The sequence below is a fragment of the Chromobacterium fluminis genome, assembly GCF_011602385.1.
GTDB classification, from domain to species: domain Bacteria; phylum Pseudomonadota; class Gammaproteobacteria; order Burkholderiales; family Chromobacteriaceae; genus Chromobacterium; species Chromobacterium fluminis.
Map to the genome: position 1 here is coordinate 176,123 of NZ_JAAOMA010000002.1, position 14,817 is coordinate 190,939.

Annotated in this window: 16 protein-coding genes; 6 read left to right on the forward strand and 10 right to left on the reverse strand. The window is 63.5% G+C overall.

The features are described 5' to 3' along the window. The first annotated feature begins 69 nt into the window (after positions 1 to 69). A complete protein-coding gene (locus tag HA052_RS02265; RefSeq protein ID WP_166450604.1) occupies positions 70 to 504 on the forward strand; it encodes a hypothetical protein in 435 nt (144 codons plus the stop codon). A 46-nt stretch (positions 505 to 550) separates the two neighbouring features. Here the strand turns inward: HA052_RS02265 and HA052_RS02270 are convergent, their stop codons facing one another. Both HA052_RS02270 and HA052_RS02275 read right to left on the reverse strand, forming a co-directional pair. Continuing rightward, positions 551 to 1,003, reverse strand: a complete 453-nt coding sequence (locus HA052_RS02270; protein WP_166450605.1) for an LEA/WHy family protein — start codon at positions 1,001 to 1,003, stop codon at positions 551 to 553. 27 nt (positions 1,004 to 1,030) lie between these two features. Continuing rightward, on the reverse strand, positions 1,031 to 1,921 hold the full coding sequence (locus tag HA052_RS02275; RefSeq protein WP_166450606.1) for a LysR family transcriptional regulator: 891 nt from the start codon (positions 1,919 to 1,921) through the stop codon (positions 1,031 to 1,033). A 121-nt stretch (positions 1,922 to 2,042) separates the two neighbouring features. Here HA052_RS02275 and HA052_RS02280 point away from each other — a divergent pair, with 121 nt between their 5' ends. Continuing rightward, positions 2,043 to 2,474 carry a CidA/LrgA family protein gene (locus tag HA052_RS02280; RefSeq protein ID WP_081544324.1) on the forward strand — a complete coding sequence of 144 codons (432 nt, stop codon included), beginning with the start codon at positions 2,043 to 2,045 and terminating at the stop codon, positions 2,472 to 2,474. Next, complete coding sequence (locus tag HA052_RS02285) at positions 2,464 to 3,147, forward strand: LrgB family protein (RefSeq protein ID WP_052370280.1); 684 nt, start codon at positions 2,464 to 2,466, stop codon at positions 3,145 to 3,147. Before HA052_RS02280 ends, HA052_RS02285 begins: the two co-directional genes overlap by 11 nt. A 180-nt stretch (positions 3,148 to 3,327) precedes the next feature. Here HA052_RS02285 and HA052_RS02290 read toward each other — a convergent pair whose 3' ends face one another. After that, the gene (locus tag HA052_RS02290) at positions 3,328 to 3,987 is read right to left on the reverse strand and encodes a YiaD family glycine zipper/OmpA-like lipoprotein (RefSeq protein ID WP_081544326.1); all 660 of its coding nucleotides are present in this window, start codon (positions 3,985 to 3,987) and stop codon (positions 3,328 to 3,330) included. Next, on the reverse strand, positions 3,984 to 4,454 hold the full coding sequence (locus HA052_RS02295) for a Cd(II)/Pb(II)-responsive transcriptional regulator (RefSeq protein WP_019103421.1): 471 nt from the start codon (positions 4,452 to 4,454) through the stop codon (positions 3,984 to 3,986). Before HA052_RS02295 ends, HA052_RS02290 begins: the two co-directional genes overlap by 4 nt. A 276-nt stretch (positions 4,455 to 4,730) precedes the next feature. Here HA052_RS02295 and HA052_RS02300 point away from each other — a divergent pair, with 276 nt between their 5' ends. Further along, positions 4,731 to 6,977 (forward strand): heavy metal translocating P-type ATPase, encoded by a 2,247-nt coding sequence (locus tag HA052_RS02300; RefSeq protein ID WP_166450607.1) that lies wholly within the window; start codon positions 4,731 to 4,733, stop codon positions 6,975 to 6,977. Between the two features lie 173 nt (positions 6,978 to 7,150). On the opposite strand, the gene HA052_RS02305 is transcribed toward HA052_RS02300, so the two are convergent. After that, entirely contained in the window at positions 7,151 to 7,819 is a 669-nt protein-coding gene (locus tag HA052_RS02305; RefSeq protein ID WP_166450608.1) for a putative metalloprotease CJM1_0395 family protein, read from the reverse strand. Positions 7,820 to 7,972: 153 nt separating this feature from the next. Between HA052_RS02305 and HA052_RS02310 the strand changes: the two genes are divergently transcribed. After that, on the forward strand, positions 7,973 to 8,479 hold the full coding sequence (locus HA052_RS02310) for an acyl-CoA thioesterase (protein WP_081544329.1): 507 nt from the start codon (positions 7,973 to 7,975) through the stop codon (positions 8,477 to 8,479). Further along, entirely contained in the window at positions 8,472 to 9,158 is a 687-nt protein-coding gene (locus tag HA052_RS02315; protein WP_166450609.1) for a TIGR01621 family pseudouridine synthase, read from the forward strand. Before HA052_RS02310 ends, HA052_RS02315 begins: the two co-directional genes overlap by 8 nt. 19 nt (positions 9,159 to 9,177) lie before the next feature. Here HA052_RS02315 and HA052_RS02320 read toward each other — a convergent pair whose 3' ends face one another. From HA052_RS02320 to HA052_RS02340, 5 genes are all read right to left on the reverse strand, one after another. Further along, on the reverse strand, positions 9,178 to 9,999 hold the full coding sequence (locus HA052_RS02320) for a ChbG/HpnK family deacetylase (RefSeq protein ID WP_166450610.1): 822 nt from the start codon (positions 9,997 to 9,999) through the stop codon (positions 9,178 to 9,180). Between the two features lie 53 nt (positions 10,000 to 10,052). Then, positions 10,053 to 10,460 (reverse strand): GtrA family protein, encoded by a 408-nt coding sequence (locus HA052_RS02325; protein WP_166450611.1) that lies wholly within the window; start codon positions 10,458 to 10,460, stop codon positions 10,053 to 10,055. After that, positions 10,457 to 11,470, reverse strand: coding sequence for a glycosyltransferase family 2 protein (locus HA052_RS02330; protein ID WP_081544333.1), 1,014 nt, complete (start codon positions 11,468 to 11,470; stop codon positions 10,457 to 10,459). Before HA052_RS02330 ends, HA052_RS02325 begins: the two co-directional genes overlap by 4 nt. A gap of 1 nt (position 11,471) precedes the next feature. Beyond that, a complete protein-coding gene (locus HA052_RS02335; RefSeq protein WP_166450612.1) occupies positions 11,472 to 12,956 on the reverse strand; it encodes an ArnT family glycosyltransferase in 1,485 nt (494 codons plus the stop codon). Between the two features lie 185 nt (positions 12,957 to 13,141). Then, the gene (locus HA052_RS02340; protein ID WP_081544335.1) at positions 13,142 to 14,518 is read right to left on the reverse strand and encodes a peptide MFS transporter; all 1,377 of its coding nucleotides are present in this window, start codon (positions 14,516 to 14,518) and stop codon (positions 13,142 to 13,144) included. Between the last annotated feature and the right edge of the window lie 299 nt (positions 14,519 to 14,817).

Consider the following 14,817-nt stretch of genomic DNA (forward strand, 5'->3'; position numbering starts at 1 on the left):
GCCGGCTCCGTTCAGGGGCCGGCGTTTTGTTATGCTATGGATAGTGAAACGGGGATTGAAGGATTTCGGATGAAAAGACTGATGATGATGTCGGCGCTGCTGCTGACCGCCTGCGGCACCTTTCCGACCCAGGAAGGCTATGCGCAGAAGGCGTATTACTGGCAGGGTCGAGATGTGAATCAATTGCTGGCGGAGTGGGGCGCGCCGCAGAAAACCCTGAAGATGCCGAACGGCAATATGCTCTACACCTACAGCAAGGAATTCACTCAGCGCGAGCCGCTGCGCGAAAACCGCGTGTACGAGCCGGGCGCCAAAGTGACTTACAACGAGAACGGCCAGAGCAAGACCATAGAAACGCCGGGGCGCTGGGTCAACACCGGCATGATAGGCGGCGGCTCCACCCATTACAGCTGCACCACCAATTTCGTGGTCAATCCCAAGAGCCAGCTGGTGGAAACCGTCAGCTTCGATGGTAACAACTGCGTGGCGGTGCCGCGGCAGTAAGTTCCGGCCCCGCCGGCAGGCGGGGCTCCAGATATTTAGAGCGCGTTTACTGGCCGGGCAGCTTCCATTCCCCCTTGCTGCGGAAGGGTACCCGGCCCATGCCGTTCAGATCTTCCAGCGTGCCGCTCAGCTGGTATTCCAGCTTGCCGCCGTTGCCGGCCTCCATCGCCTTGCCTATCTGCTTCAGCCAGCCGGCCAGCGAGGTATGCAATTGCAGCGTGATCAGGCTCTCGCCCAGCGCCGGCACCGCGATCGCCTGATTGCTGACTCCGGTGGCCAGTTTCTCGCCGGCCACGTTCAGTTCCAGGGTCATGCCCTTGGCGTTCAAGGCCAGGTTGTTGGGATTGCTGACCCGCAGGCTGACTTCGAAGCTTTGTTCGAACAGCGTGGCCTTGCCGGGTTTGACGTCGGCGATGCTGACTTGGGGCTTCTGGTAGTTCAAGGCCGCGCAGCCGCTTAGCAGCAGAGCGAATAGGGCGAGGTTCAGATATCGTTTCATATTCGGTTTTCCTTGGGTTGACCGGCGTTATTCCAAACCGCCCAGCACGTCGCGCGTCACCGCCAGCCAGGCGCGAGCCGCATGCGACAAGTATCCGTTTTTTTGCCAGATCAGCGCCAGGTGCCAGACCAGCTTGGGCTCGGCCAGCGGGATCACATCGTAGGCGGCGCGGTCCAGCCGTTCCACGATGGAGCGCGGCAGCAGGGTGACGCCCATGTGGGCCGAAACCAGTTCGACGATGAAGTCCCAATGCGCGCTGCGCCCCACCACATGCAGCGGGCGGCCCAGCTCGCGGAAGGCGTCGCTGACCCGGCGCGCCAGCGTGAAGTCCTGCGGATACAGCACGAAGGGATGGCTGGCGATTTCATCCAGCCGCACCACGCTCTGACCATGCCAGGGCGAGCCGGCCGGCGCCACCAGGCACAAAGGGTCGCGCACCACGGCGAATTGATCGAAGGCCTGCTTGTCCACCGGCAGCACCGCCACGCCGATTTCCAGCTCGCCGCTGCGCACGCTGCTCTCGATCGCCAGCGCGCCGTCTTCCACCATTTTCAGCTCGATCTGCGGATAGCGCTGGCGGAAGCTGCTGACCACCGGTGCGAAAAAAGCCACGCCCACCATGGGCGGCAGGCCGACCACCAGTTCGCCGCGTTTGAGCGCGGATAGGTCGGACAGCTCGGTTTTCAACTGGTTCATCGCCGACAGCACGTCCAGGCCGCGCTCATAAGTGGCGCGGCCGGCGTCGGTGAGGCGGAAGCTGCGGCCCTCGCGCAGGATCAGCGGGCAGCCCAATTCCTCCTCCAGCTGGCGCACCATCTTGCTGATGGTGGGCTGGGTCACATAGAGGGCTTCGGCCGCCTTGGTGAAACTTTGGCGTTTGACCACCTCGATGAAATAGCGCAGCGCGCGGATGTCCATATGTGCTTGTCCGGATCATGCATTCCAGATTGGAATGCGTGAAATAATTTTAATTCATTTTTTGAATGCATGCCGGCGCTCTATACTCGAACCACTCCCTGTGTTGTGTAGTGGCTCAATCATGGCAAATCCGAATCTTTCCGCATTCAAGCAAGTGGCGCTGACCATCGGTCAGGTGGCCTTGCTGAGCTTGGTGTGGATCGCGGCCAGTCAATTGAGCAGCCATTTCCTGCCTGTGGTGCCAGCCGGCGTGCTGGGGATGTTCCTGGTGCTGGCGGCGCTCTGGCTGGGCTGGTTGCCGCTGGACTGGTGTCGCAGCGGCGCCCGCTGGTTGTTGGCTGAAATGTTGTTGTTCTTCATCCCCGCCGTCGTGGCGGTGATCCAGTACCCGGACGTGATCATGGCCGCCGGGTTGCGGATTGTGGCGGTGATCGTGTTGTCCACCTTGCTGGTGATGGCGGCGACCTCCTGGGTGGTGGACAAATGTTATCGCTTGGAAGTGGCCCTGCGTTGGCATGGCCGCCAGAAGCAGGTGAAGACGCATGGAGCATGAGATTGCACTGGCCAGCTTGCTGATTACCGTTGTTTTGTACGGGCTGGTCAAAAAGTTTTATCTGAAGAAGCGCAGCTGGTGGAGCGCCCCGATTCTGGCGGTGCCGTTATTGGTGATTGCGCTGGTGGTCTTGGCCAAGGTGCCGTATCGGGTGTATTTCGAAGACACCCGTTGGCTGACTTGGATGCTGGGACCGGCCACGGTGGCTTTCGCGGTGCCGATCTACGAGCATCGGGCGATGATACGCCGACACTGGCTGTCGCTGAGCTGCGGCGTGCTAGTGGGCATGCCGGTGGCGGTGTTCAGCTCGATCTGGCTGGCGCGCCTGCTGGGCTTGTCCGATTTGTTGCAGCGCAGCCTGGCGCCGCGTTCGATCAGCACCCCGTTCGCGTTGGCGACGGCTTCCGGCATCGGCGCTTCGCCTGACTTGACGGCGGTGTTCGTGGTGATGACCGGGGTGTGCGGCATGTTGTTGGGCGAAGTGATGCTGGCTTGGATGCCGCTGCGTTCCAGTCTGGCGCGAGGGGCCTTGTTCGGCGCCGCCGCTCATGCGGCCGGCACCGCCAAGGCCAGCGAGCTGGGTGCGGAAGAAGGCGTGGTGGCCAGTCTGACCATGATGCTGGGCGGTTTGGCGACGGTGTTCGCCGCGCCGCTGATAGGTTTGTTGTTGTAGTTTGTGTGTGTACTTGTTGTGACCCGTATTCCCGTGGGGTGGCGTGCGGTGGTTTCTCCTCATCTCCCCAAACGAGCGTTGTTAGGGCCGACCCAGTGGGTTGGCCCCTTTTTTTTGTCCGTCAGCCGGTGAGGGCGTGAAAAAGTCCGGCCGGAGCCGGACTTGGATGCCTGCCGCGGTTCAACCCATCTGCTGCGGAGTGATCATGATTTCCACGCGGCGGTTTTTGGCTTTGCCGCTGTCGCTGGCGTTGCTGGCCACCGGCTGGGCCGCGCCATAGCCCATGGTGCGCACCCGCACCGAATTGACGCCCTGACCTTGCAGATATTCGGTCACCGACTGAGCGCGCTTTTCCGACAGCGTCTGATTGTAGGCGGCGGCGCCGCTGCTGTCGGTGTGGCCGGCCACGGTGATCGAGGTGTCCGGGAACTGCACCAGCACGCCGGCGATATCGCCCAGCGGTTTTTGCGCCCTGGCGTTCAATTGATAGCCGTTGGTGGGGAAGGTGATGTTGTCGGGCAGGGACAGCTTGAGTTGATCGCCGATGCGCTCGACCGCGATCTGGCTGTTCTTCAGCTTCTCGCGCAATTGTTTTTCCTGGTAATCCATATAACCGCCAATGCCGGCGCCGATCGCGCCGCAGGCCAGCGCCGAATTGCGGGCGCCTTTGCCGCCATGGGTCAGCGCGCCCACCAGGCCGCAGGCCGCCGCGCCGCCCAGGCCGTAGAGCGCGGTCTTGCTGATTTCGGTCTGGCCGGTTTGAGGGTTGGTGGTGCAGGCGGACAGGGCCAGCGCGACTAGCGTCGCGGCGGCGGTGGCGGGCTTGAACAAACGGGTCATTGCTTCTCCACGGAATGGGGGTGAGGGTGCGGATCCTGACCGAAGGGCGTGTGACAGACGCAGGGCTCGCCTTCGGACGCTTCCACCAGGGTTTGCAGAATGCCGCATTCTGCCACGGTGTGATGGTCGTGGCAGCGGTCGCGCAGCGCCAGCAGCTGCTGTTCCAGCAGACGCAAGCTTTCCACTTGCTGATGGACCTTGCTGACCTGGCGGTCTATCAACTGGTTGATGTCGTCGCAGGCCAGCGAGGAGTCTGCCTTGAACGCGGCCAGTTGTCGGATGTCGGCTAGGGACATGCCCAAGGAACGGCAGTGCAGGATGAAATTCAGTTCGCCCAATTGCTCGGCGTTGTAGCGGCGATAGCCGGAGGCGCTGCGCAGTGGCGCGGACAGCAGGCCTTCACGCTCGTAATAACGTATGGTTTCCACTTCGCAGCCAGTCTGGCGCGCCAGTTCTCCAATCAGCATCTCAGTTCTCCCGCAAGACGCCCGACGATGGGGCGATGGCGGCGATTTCCCGCCGGATGATGGAATTTTAGCAAAAAAGCTTGACCTTGTAGCGACTATAGGGTTTGCAATGAGGCTATATCAATCCGACCAAGGGAGGCAACCATGTTCCATCCAGCGCAAAAACAGCGACGCGGGCTTGCTCCGCATGCCGGTCATGCTTCTTGCCGGAGCGGAGAGGGCAAGCCCGATCCGCGCCAGGCGGATGATTGCTGCGGACACAAATTAGAGGCGGCGATGCCGGCGCGTGAGCGCGATCATGACCACGATCATGGTCACACGCACGACCAGGATCATGCCGGCAAGGTCTGCTCGGGCCATGACCACGGCGCGGAAGCGCCGCGCGCGGTGGCGCTGGGCGAGGGCGGCCGGCAGCAAGCGCGCTTGCATATCCAGGCGATGGACTGCCCGACCGAGGCCAAGCTGATTGAAAAAGCCCTGGGCGGTATGACGGGGGTGGCCGCGCTGGAGTTCAACTTCATCGAACGCGTGCTGCTGGTGCGTCACGACCTGCCCAATCTGGACGGCGTCAAACAGGCCATCGCCAAGGTGGGCATGAAGGCGGTGGAGCTGACGGACGCATCGGCGCCGGTGGAGCAGCCCAAGTCCTCGCGCCGCGGCAATTGGCTGCTGGCCTTGTCCGGTCTGGCGGCGGCGGGCTCGGAAGGCGTGGCCTGGCTCAGCGGCGCGGATCAGGGCTGGGGCAGCGCGGCGTTGGCTTTGGTCTCCATCTTGCTGGGCGGCATCCCCACGCTGAAAAAGGGCTGGATCGCGCTGTCCACCCGCACGCTCAACATCCATTTCCTGATGTCGGTGGCGGTGATAGGCGCGATGCTGATCGGCCAATGGCCGGAGGCGGCGATGGTGCTGTTCCTGTTCGCCATCGCCGAGCGGCTGGAGGCAATGTCGTTGGCGCGCGCCGGCGAAGCAGTTAAAGCCCTGATGTCGCTGGCGCCGGAAACCGCCTGGGTGCAGAGCGGCGGCGAATGGGTGGAGCGCCCGGCCGCCGAAGTGGCGCCGAGTAGCCGAGTGCGGGTGCGTCCGGGAGAGCGAGTGCCTTTGGACGGCCGCATCGAACAAGGCCACAGCGCGTTCAACGAAGCGCCGATCACCGGCGAGAGCCTGCCGGTGGACAAGTCTCCGGGCGAGGCCGTCTTCGCCGGCAGCATCAACGGCAGCGGCGTGGTGGAAGTGCTGACCACGGCGGCGGCCAACGGCAGCGTGTTGGCACGCATCATCGACACCGTGCGCAACGCCCAGGCCAGCAAGGCGCCGACGCAGCGTTTCATCGACCGCTTCGCCGAGGTTTACACCCCGGTGGTGTTGGCGGCCGCGCTGCTGTTCGCCGTGGCCACGCCTATGCTGGGTTGGCTGAGCTGGAGCGAGGCGGTCTACAACGCGCTGGTGATGCTGGTGATCGCTTGCCCGTGCGCGCTGGTGATCGCCACGCCGGTGACCGTGGTCAGCGCCTTGGCCTCCGCCGCCAAGCACGGCCTGCTGATCAAGGGCGGCGCGCCTCTGGAAATGGCGGCCAGAATAGACGCGGTGTGTTTCGACAAGACCGGCACGCTGACCGAGGGCGAGCCGCAGGTGACGGGAGTGGTGGCGCTGGCCGATGCGGATCAGGACCAGCTTCTGCGTTGGGCCGCGGCCCTGGACGCACACTCCACTCATCCGCTGGCCAAGGCGGTGTTGGCGGCGGCGAACGCGCGAGGCCTGTCCTGGCCGGAGGCGGAGCAAGTCAGCGAACAAGCCGGGCGGGGCGTCAGCGGCCTGGCGGATGGCCGGAAGCTGGCCTTGGGCAGCAGCCGGCTGGCGCGGGAGCAGGGCGCTTTGAACGAGGCCTTGCAGGCCGAGCTGTCGCGCTTGGAATTGGCCGGACAGGGCGCCTTGGTGTTGCTGGAGGGCGAGCGGGCGCTGGGCGTGATCGCGGTGGCCGACCGGATTCGTCCGGAAGCGCCGGCGGCTCTGCGTCAATTGGCCAAGTTGGGCGTGGCGACGGTGATGTTGAGCGGCGACAACCAGCAGGTGGCGCAGGCGGTGGCGGCGCAGACCGGTATTGTCGAAGCTCATGGCGGCCTGCTGCCGGAAGACAAGCTGGAGCGCATCGTTCGATTGCAGGCGTCCGGCAAGACGGTGGCGATGGTGGGCGACGGCGTCAACGACGCGCCGGCGCTGGCCCGCGCCGATCTGGGCATCGCCATGGGCGCGGCCGGTTCCGACAGCGCGCTGGAAACCGCCGGCGTGGCCTTGATGGACGACAAGCTGGCCAAGCTGGCCGATTTGCTCAGCCACGCGCGGCGCACCTCCGTGGTGTTGAAGGTGAATATCGCGGTGGCGCTGCTGACCAAGCTGGTGTTCTTCGGCCTGGCCATGTTCGGCCTGGCCAGCTTGTGGATGGCGGTGTTCGCCGATGTGGGCACCAGCCTGGTGGTGATCGCCAACGGTCTGCGGCTGGCGCGCGGCGTGCGCAAGGCGGAGTGACGGCGACCGCGCAGGATGTCGCCTGAATCTGGAACGTGTTTACGATCTAGCGAGCTAGAGCGAGACAAGGCGTTGTGGCTGAAGACGCGGAATGTACATAGGGTAGATGAGCATTCTGAAGGTGTACTCACCGTGTAACGCTCCGCGGCGCGCAGCAGATTGTAAACAAGTTCTCAGGCGTAAGTATCGATGTTGGACCCCAGCCCCGGGCCTTGTTGCTCGGGGCTGTTGATTTTCTGTCGCGCCTGCAGCGGGCTCAAGCCCTGCTTGCCGGCTTGCTGCTGCATCAGTTCAATGCGCGCCTGCTGTTCCATCTGCGCGGCGGCGGCGGCCACCGCGCGGTCCTGGCCGGAGGGGTCGGCCGGCGCCAGCGCGGCGCGCTGCACGGTCTGGGCATTGCTTATGGTTTCTTGCGGGGTGCTGCCCCGCGCCAGGCGGATGCCGACTTCGCCGCCTATCGCATATTGCTTGCCGTCCGGGCCTTGCTGATAGCTATAGGTGGCGCCGCCGCCGGCCAGCGCGCCGCCGGCCGCCAGATGGGCTTGTTCGTGCTGGCGCACATCGCTGTCGCGCGCCTTCAGCGCTTCCACCTGTTTTTGCTGCTGCTCGTCCAGCGGCTTGCCGTCGATGCCGCGCGCGGCATTGGGCTTGGCTTGATCCGGTTGATCCGGCGCGGCGTCGGCGTTGCCGGTGTGGTTTCCGGGCGCAGCGGCAAGCGCCGCCGGCGCCGCGGCGCTGGCCAGGCTTTGCTGGCAGGCCGGACACTGGCAGTTGACGCCATGGCTGGCCTGTAATGCGTAGCCGCCATAGCCGCCGTAGCTGGATATCCCGGAAAGGCTCATGAATTCATGGTTTTAGCTTGATATTTCTCATTTTAGCCGCTATGGGCGGGCTTTGCCCAAATCAACAGCGGTTTCAGGCAGAGTGGGCAAAAACTGTTTAAAACGGAGGGATGGGGGCACAATAGGCGGTTTCGGATTTTTTGGGAGCGAAACATGGCGCAGCAAGTGGATCAGGCGAGCCAGCGCGAACTGGTGATGTCGGTGTTGATGACGCCAGACATGGCCAATTTTTCCGGCAATGTCCACGGCGGAGTGCTGTTGAAGCTGCTGGACCAAGTGGCTTACGCCTGCGCCAGCCGTTACGCCGGCTGTTACGTGGTGACCTTGTCGGTGGACCAGGTGCTGTTCAAGCAGGCCATCCACGTTGGCGAACTGGTGACCTTTCTCGCCAGCGTCAATCACGTGGGGCGCACCTCGATGGAGGTGGGCATCAAGGTGGTGGCGGAAGACATTCAGAAGCGCACGGTGCGCCACACCAATAGCTGTTATTTCACCATGGTGGCGTTCGAGAACGGCAAGGCGGTGCCGGTGCCGCCGCTGTCGTTGGAAACGGTGGAGCAGCAGCACCGTTTCCGAGGCGCGGAAATCCGCAAGAAGATGCGGATGGAAACCGAGCAGCGCATGCGCCAAGCCTCTCGCCAGGACGGCGCCGATGCCTGAGGCGGCTTTCACTCTTTTGCACGCGGATCCTCGCTTCTACCTGCTGGACAAGGCGCCCGGCGTCAGCTTTCACCGCGACGGCGAGGAGGCCGGCCTGATGGAGGCCTTGCGCGCCGGCCTGGGCGACGAGGCCTTGTGGCCGGTGCACCGTTTGGACCGCATTACTTCCGGCTTAATCCTGATGGCGCGCTCGGCCGAGACGGCGGCGCGGCTGGGCGAGGCTTTCGCCGGACGAGAGATCGAGAAATATTATCTGGCGCTGTCTGACCGCAAGCCGAGCAAGAAACAGGGCAAGGTGGCGGGAGACATGAGCAAGGGGCGCGGCGGCGCCTGGCGTTTGCTGAACAGTCAGGAGAACCCGGCGGTGACGCAGTTCTTCAGTTATTCGCTGCAGCCGGGCCTGCGCTTATTCCTGCTGCGGCCGCGTAGCGGCAAGACCCATCAGTTGAGAGTGGCTTTGAAATCGCAATCCGCGCCTATCTTGGGCGATCTGCTCTACGGCGGCGCGCCGGCGGACCGCGGCTATCTGCACGCCTACGCGCTACGCTTTGAGCTGGAAGGCGAGCCATTCAGCTTCGTCTGTCCGCCGAGCCGGGGCGAAGCCTTCCTGTCCGAAGCCTGCGGAGCAGTGTTGCGAGGCTTGGGCGCCCCCTGGGATTTGAATTGGCCGGCAGTGTGAGCGGCCGGCCGCGGCCTGCTCAGGCCGCCAGCGGAGTGGTGGGAACGGCCTTGTCGAAGCGCGCCAATTCCACGCCGTACTGGCCGCAGAGATCGGCGAAGGCCTGGCTGGCGAGGAAGCGGAATTCCTTGTCCCGCGTCGAGGCAATCGGGTCGTCTTTATCCACGGCCAAGTGGCCGGGATGGCACATGATCAGGCCGCGGTCCGGGCTGCGCGCCAGCCACTGCTGCATCAGCCCGGCGAAGTCGGCTTGCGGCGTCAGCGAGTACATGCCGCCGAACCAGGGCGTGGTGCTGAAGCCCAGCTCGCGAGCGCCGTCGTCAAAACCGGTGCTGACGCTGCGCAGCACCAGCGCCTTGAGCCGATTGTCGCCGGGGTGGCCCAGACGGTCCGGCGAGCGAAGATAGGGCAGCGCCTGGTCCTGCCAGCGCTGGGCAATGGCTTCGAATAGCGCGTCCCGCACTACCGGCAGCGCGTGCACATGCTGGTGGCCGTCGATGAAGTCCGGCAGCCGGCCGTAATGTTGGCAGAACAGGTCGATTTGCATGGCGGCGGCATCGCGCAGCGTTGGGCGCGACAGCTGGCGCAGCTGGCTTTTCATCAGCCAGTGCGATAAGGGGCGGGCCTGATCGCCAAAGGGATGGCTCAGATTGAAATGCAGGCCGATGTCGGCTTTGCCGTCGAAGGCTTTTAGGTCGGAGGCGTGGCTGGCCCAGCAGGGCGCCTGGCTCATCACGCTGGTGGCGGACAGGCGGCCGGCGGTCAGCAGCTCCAGAATGCCGGCGCTGATGGCGTCGGACTGTGCGAAGTCGTCGGCGCAGAGTGTCAGTCGTTTTGTCATGGGGGTGTGACCGGGGCAAGCGGATAAAGTTTTATACTCGTTTGTGCTGGAAATTAAGGGTTTCTGTGTGGTTTTTGTATCGGCGGCGTTCCGCGGAAGGCCCACAACTTGCTGAGCGCGAAGGTCAGCGCCGCCACGACGATCAGCACCAGCAACAGGGCGGCGCGATAGTTCAGCGGCGTGAAGCGCAGCAGCAGCCCGTACATCGCCTCGTTGACAACGAAGCTCATGCAGGCAACGCCGAAGAAGCGCGGCAAGGCCTGGCGGTGGGGGATGTGCCTAGCCTGGAAGGTCTGTTGCCGGTGGCCCCAGTAGCTGACCTGGAAAGCGATTAGAAAGCCCAGCACATTGGCCTGCAGCGGCGCCATGCCCAGCGGCACCAGCAGCCAGGCCACCACACCGAAATGCACCAGCATGGCGGAAACGCCGACCACGCCGAACCAGAACAATTCGCGGCTCATTCGACGGCGTTCCCGGCATCGCTCGCTCCGCGGCCGCTGATGCGGCTGACCAGATAGGTGGGCCGCTGCTTGACCTCGTCGAAAATGCGGCCGACGTATTCGCCTAGGATGCCGATGGACAGCAGTTGCACGCCGCCGAGGAAGCTGACGGCCACCGCCAGCGTGGGCCAGCCGCTGACCGGATTGCCGAACAGCAGGGTATGGGTCAGTTCCCAGGCCGCATAAGCGATGGAGCACAGCGAAATCAGGCAGCCGATCACGGTCCAGATGCGCAGAGGCATATTGGAGAAGGCGGTAAGGCCGGTGATGCCCAAATCCAGCAGTCGGCGGTAGTTGAAGCTACTTTGGCCGGCGCGGCGCTCCCGGGTCTGGGTCGGCATCGGACGTTGGGTGAAGCCCACCCAATGATACAAACCCTTCATGAAGCGGTTGCGCTCCGGCATCTGGCGCAAGGCTTCCACCACGCAGCGGTCCAGTACGCGGAAGTCCTGGGTGTCGGCCGGCATCTTATGGCGGCTGCCGCTGTTGGCCAGCCGGTAAAAGGCGCGGGTGAACAGGCGTTTGGTCAGCGGCTCGTCTTCGCGGCTGCTGCGCACGCTGTAGACCATGTCGTAGCCTTTGCGCCATTCCTGCAGGAACACCGGCACCATCTCCGGAGGGTGCTGGAAGTCGCTGTCGATCAGCACGGCGACGTCGCCCTGGACGTGGTCGACGCCGGCGGTGAGCGCGATCTCCTTGCCGAAGTTGCGGGACAGCTGGATCAGCGTTACCGGCAGTTCCGCGGCGTGGGTCAGCACCTGCTCCACGGTGTCGTCGCGGCTGCCGTCGTCCACCACCACCAGTTCGTGGCGATAGCCGGCGTCGTTCAGCAGCTGATGCAGGGTTTGCAGCATCGGCACGATGTTGGCGGATTCGTTGTAGGCGGGCACCACGCAGCTTACCAGCGGATCAGCCGGGCGTTCCTTGGCGCGCAGGCCAAGCAGATAAGGGGGGACGAAGGCGTTGCTCATATTAATTGGCCTCGGTCGGGGCCGCCGGCGCGGTATCGGCCAGCAGCAACATGGTGTCGCTCATGATGTTGAAGCGGGCGCGCTCGGTGAAACGAGCGCGAACGTCGGCCGGCAGCCGCTCGAGATCGTTGGCGTCGCAGACGATGAAGCTGCCGGGCTTGCCGGCCAGCCAGGCGCGCAGTTGCTGAGGGTCCTGCGTGGTGCGCGCGCGGCCGTGGGAGTAGAACTCCGCGGAAAATTCGCGGCGGCCGCTCCAATAAATCAGCGCGCTGTCCGCTCTTGGGTTTTGCGCTTGCCAGGCGGCGATCACCTGTTTTTGGGTGCGCAGGTAGCGGTTGCCGTCGTAGTGGTTGAAGGCCAGCAGCGCCAGCATCAACAGTGCGCCGATCGCGGCTATCCAGGGCAGCGCGCTGCGCTCGGCGCCGTCGGCGCGCGCGCGGCGCCACAGTTCGGCGAACAGCAGAGCGCAGCCCGGGAGCATGGGCAGCGAGTAAGGGAAGATGATGTTGCCGGACATCGTGAAGAACAGCAGCGTCATCAGCGTCCACAGCGCGAGATAAAGCAACCACCCGTCGTCGTCGCGGCTGAGCCTCGGCAGTTTGGCCCCGTGGCGCAGCAGCCAGGCCAGCATGGCGACGGACCAGGGAAAGATCGCGCCCAGCGCGTACAGCCAGATCATGCCGCGCGGGGTGGCGTGGGCGAAGCCGTATTTGTCGCCCTTCCAGCCGGAGTCCAGGAAGCGGCTGACATGCTCGCCCATGATGAAGTAATCGAGGAAGCCCGGCGTGCGCAGTTCGGCCAGCGCGTACCAGGGCGCGGCGACGGCGAACGTCAGCAGGGTGCCGCTGATCCACGGCAGCTTGCGCCACAGCGCCAGCCACTGATTGCGCAGCAGTACCCAGAAGAAGATGGGCATGCCCACCAGCACCACCGCCAACGGGCCTTTGGCCAGCAGGCCGAGGCCGAGGCCTGTGAAGAAGATGTAGCCCCAAGCGCGGCCGCCGCGCGTCAGCGCGTGCCAGAACGCAGCCTGGCTGAGCGTTACGCAGAACAGCAGCGCCGGATCTGTCATTACCGTGCCGGCGGCGCCGAGGAAGAGCAGGCTGCTGGCCAGGATCAGTGCGGCGGCCATGGCGGCGTCACGGCCGCTGCGGCGCAGCATCAGGTGGGCGCTGAGTCCTAATGTGGCGATGGCCAGCAGCAGCGAGGGCAGCCGCGCCGCGGCTTCATTGACGCCGAATAGCGCCATGCCGGCGGCGGACAACCAGCTGGAAAGCGGGGGCTTGGCCCAGAAGGGGATGCCGTAATCGTGCCACAGCGTCACCCAGTTGCCGGTTTCCAGCATCTTGCGGGCGATTTCGCCGTAGCGCGCCTCGGTGGTGTCGGTCAGCGGAATCGTCCACAGGCCGATGAGGCGGAGCAGCAGCAATAGCAGCAATATGGTGATGCCGAGTTGCTGCCAGCGGTAGGTATTGGTTTTTTTCATTCGGAACGCGGTTTGCCGGACAGGGCGCGACGGCGGCTGTGGCGGCAGTGATCAAGCCAAGGCTGGAAGCCCCGTATGATAATGCCTTTTCCCCTTGCCGTGTTGCGGAGGGGGTCAGCAAAAAGCCGGCTGGCGCCGGCTTGGAAGGATTTGTCCGGCCCCGGCGCTCCGGGGCCTCGCCGTGTTTATTGCAGGCCGTGCATCATTTTCTTCAGCTTGTACGACAGCGCGAACAGTACCAGCGAGCTGACGCCGGCCATGGCCACGAACAGCATGAAGAAGTCGTGCAGATTGCTGATGGCGTAGCCGAGGAAGTGTGGCACCGGCTTGCTTGGGTCCGGGTACAGCTCCGACAGTGTGCCGGCGAACTTGTTGGCGGCGGCGTTGGACAGGAACCAGATACCCATCATCAGGCCGGTGAAGCGGGCCGGGGACAGTTTCACCACCAGGGAGAGGCCGATGGGGGACAGGCACAGCTCGCCGAAGGTGTGCAGCACGTACAGGCTGACCAACCACAGCATGCTGACCTTGACGCCCGGCTCCAGGCCTTCGACGCCGAAGGCGATCACCAAGTAGCCCAGCGCGAGGAAGAACAGACCCAACGCCATTTTCACCGGCGAGTTCGGCTCGCGGTTGTTCTGGCCCAGCTTGGTCCAGATAAGGGCGAAGATGGGCGCGAAAATCACCACCGAGATGGGGTTGATCGACTGGAAATAGGAGGCCGGCACGGTGAAACCGAGCAGGTTGCGGTTGGTCTGTTCTTCGGCGAAGAAGGTCAGCGAGGCGCCGGCCTGTTCAAAGGCGGACCAGAAGAAGATCACGAAGGCGGATACGATCAGGATCACTGCCAGGCGCTCCTTCTCGACGCGGGTTAGCGGCGCGTGAACCACTTTCTCGCCGCTGGCGTGGTGACGCTGCGGCGCCAGGCCGATCGGTTTGCCTTCCGGCGTGACCAGGTATTTGTTCTTGAACAGCGAGAAGATCACCAGGCTCAGCAGCATGCCGAAGCCGGCGGCCATGAAGCCCCATTTGAAATCGGCCGGATGGCCGGTGTCGCCCAGGGTGCCGCATACCAGCGGTGCGATCAGCGAGCCGGCGTTGATGCCCATGTAGAAGATGGTGAAGGCGGAGTCGACGCGCTTGTCGCCTTCGGGGTAGAGCTGGCCCACCATCGAGGAAATATTCGGCTTGAACAAGCCGTTGCCGGCGATCAGCATGCCCAGGCCGCCGTACAGCAGCCAGGAGGCGCTTTGCACATTGGTCTCATGCAGCGAGCCGGAGAAGAACAGCATGAACTGGCCGATGGCCATCAGCACGCCGCCCGTCAGAATGGAGCGGCGATTACCCCAGTAGCGGTCGGCGATGTAGCCGCCGATCAGCGGAGTCAGATAGACCAAGCCGGTATAAGTGCCGTAGATGTCGGCGGCGTGAGCCTTGTCGAACATCAGAGCCTTGATCATGAACAGCACGAAAATGGCGCGCATGCCGTAATAGCTGAAGCGCTCCCACATTTCGGTCACAAAAAGCAGATAAAGCCCTTTGGGATGCGAAGTGGCCGACATAGATTATTTCCTTGTGTGACTTGAGTGACATCACTTGAACGAGCAAGAACGAGTGAGGTGTTGTTGTAGTTTTTACTTGCCTTGGATTTTGTAGGCAATTTTTGATAATAACTAGGAAATGTTTGGATGTGAAAATTTTTTAATCTTTACTGCCATACAATCGTAATTAATAGAGTAAATGCGTCACTAACTGTCTCCATTTGTCATATTTATTTGTAAGCAAAATGACATGGGTGCAGTGCGGCTTCGTATTTGGGCTATTGTCGAAAATCCCGTTGGGAGAAGGGTTTATGCGTGTT

Bases quoted from the DNA above. Each gene is read 5' to 3' on its own strand.
- HA052_RS02310 (WP_081544329.1), top strand. From the start codon at position 7,973: ATGGCGCAGCAAGTGGATCAGGCGAGCCAGCGCGAACTGGTGATGTCG.
- HA052_RS02325 (WP_166450611.1), bottom strand. From the start codon at position 10,460: ATGAGCCGCGAATTGTTCTGGTTCGGCGTGGTCGGCGTTTCCGCCATG.
- HA052_RS02270 (WP_166450605.1), bottom strand. From the start codon at position 1,003: ATGAAACGATATCTGAACCTCGCCCTATTCGCTCTGCTGCTAAGCGGC.
- HA052_RS02265 (WP_166450604.1), top strand. From the start codon at position 70: ATGAAAAGACTGATGATGATGTCGGCGCTGCTGCTGACCGCCTGCGGC.
- HA052_RS02305 (WP_166450608.1), bottom strand. From the start codon at position 7,819: ATGAGCCTTTCCGGGATATCCAGCTACGGCGGCTATGGCGGCTACGCA.
- HA052_RS02300 (WP_166450607.1), top strand. From the start codon at position 4,731: ATGCCGGCGCGTGAGCGCGATCATGACCACGATCATGGTCACACGCAC.
- HA052_RS02280 (WP_081544324.1), top strand. From the start codon at position 2,043: ATGGCAAATCCGAATCTTTCCGCATTCAAGCAAGTGGCGCTGACCATC.
- HA052_RS02335 (WP_166450612.1), bottom strand. From the start codon at position 12,956: ATGAAAAAAACCAATACCTACCGCTGGCAGCAACTCGGCATCACCATA.
- HA052_RS02315 (WP_166450609.1), top strand. From the start codon at position 8,472: ATGCCTGAGGCGGCTTTCACTCTTTTGCACGCGGATCCTCGCTTCTAC.
- HA052_RS02275 (WP_166450606.1), bottom strand. From the start codon at position 1,921: ATGGACATCCGCGCGCTGCGCTATTTCATCGAGGTGGTCAAACGCCAA.
- HA052_RS02320 (WP_166450610.1), bottom strand. From the start codon at position 9,999: ATGACAAAACGACTGACACTCTGCGCCGACGACTTCGCACAGTCCGAC.
- HA052_RS02340 (WP_081544335.1), bottom strand. From the start codon at position 14,518: ATGTCGGCCACTTCGCATCCCAAAGGGCTTTATCTGCTTTTTGTGACC.
- HA052_RS02295 (WP_019103421.1), bottom strand. From the start codon at position 4,454: ATGCTGATTGGAGAACTGGCGCGCCAGACTGGCTGCGAAGTGGAAACC.
- HA052_RS02290 (WP_081544326.1), bottom strand. From the start codon at position 3,987: ATGACCCGTTTGTTCAAGCCCGCCACCGCCGCCGCGACGCTAGTCGCG.
- HA052_RS02285 (WP_052370280.1), top strand. From the start codon at position 2,464: ATGGAGCATGAGATTGCACTGGCCAGCTTGCTGATTACCGTTGTTTTG.
- HA052_RS02330 (WP_081544333.1), bottom strand. From the start codon at position 11,470: ATGAGCAACGCCTTCGTCCCCCCTTATCTGCTTGGCCTGCGCGCCAAG.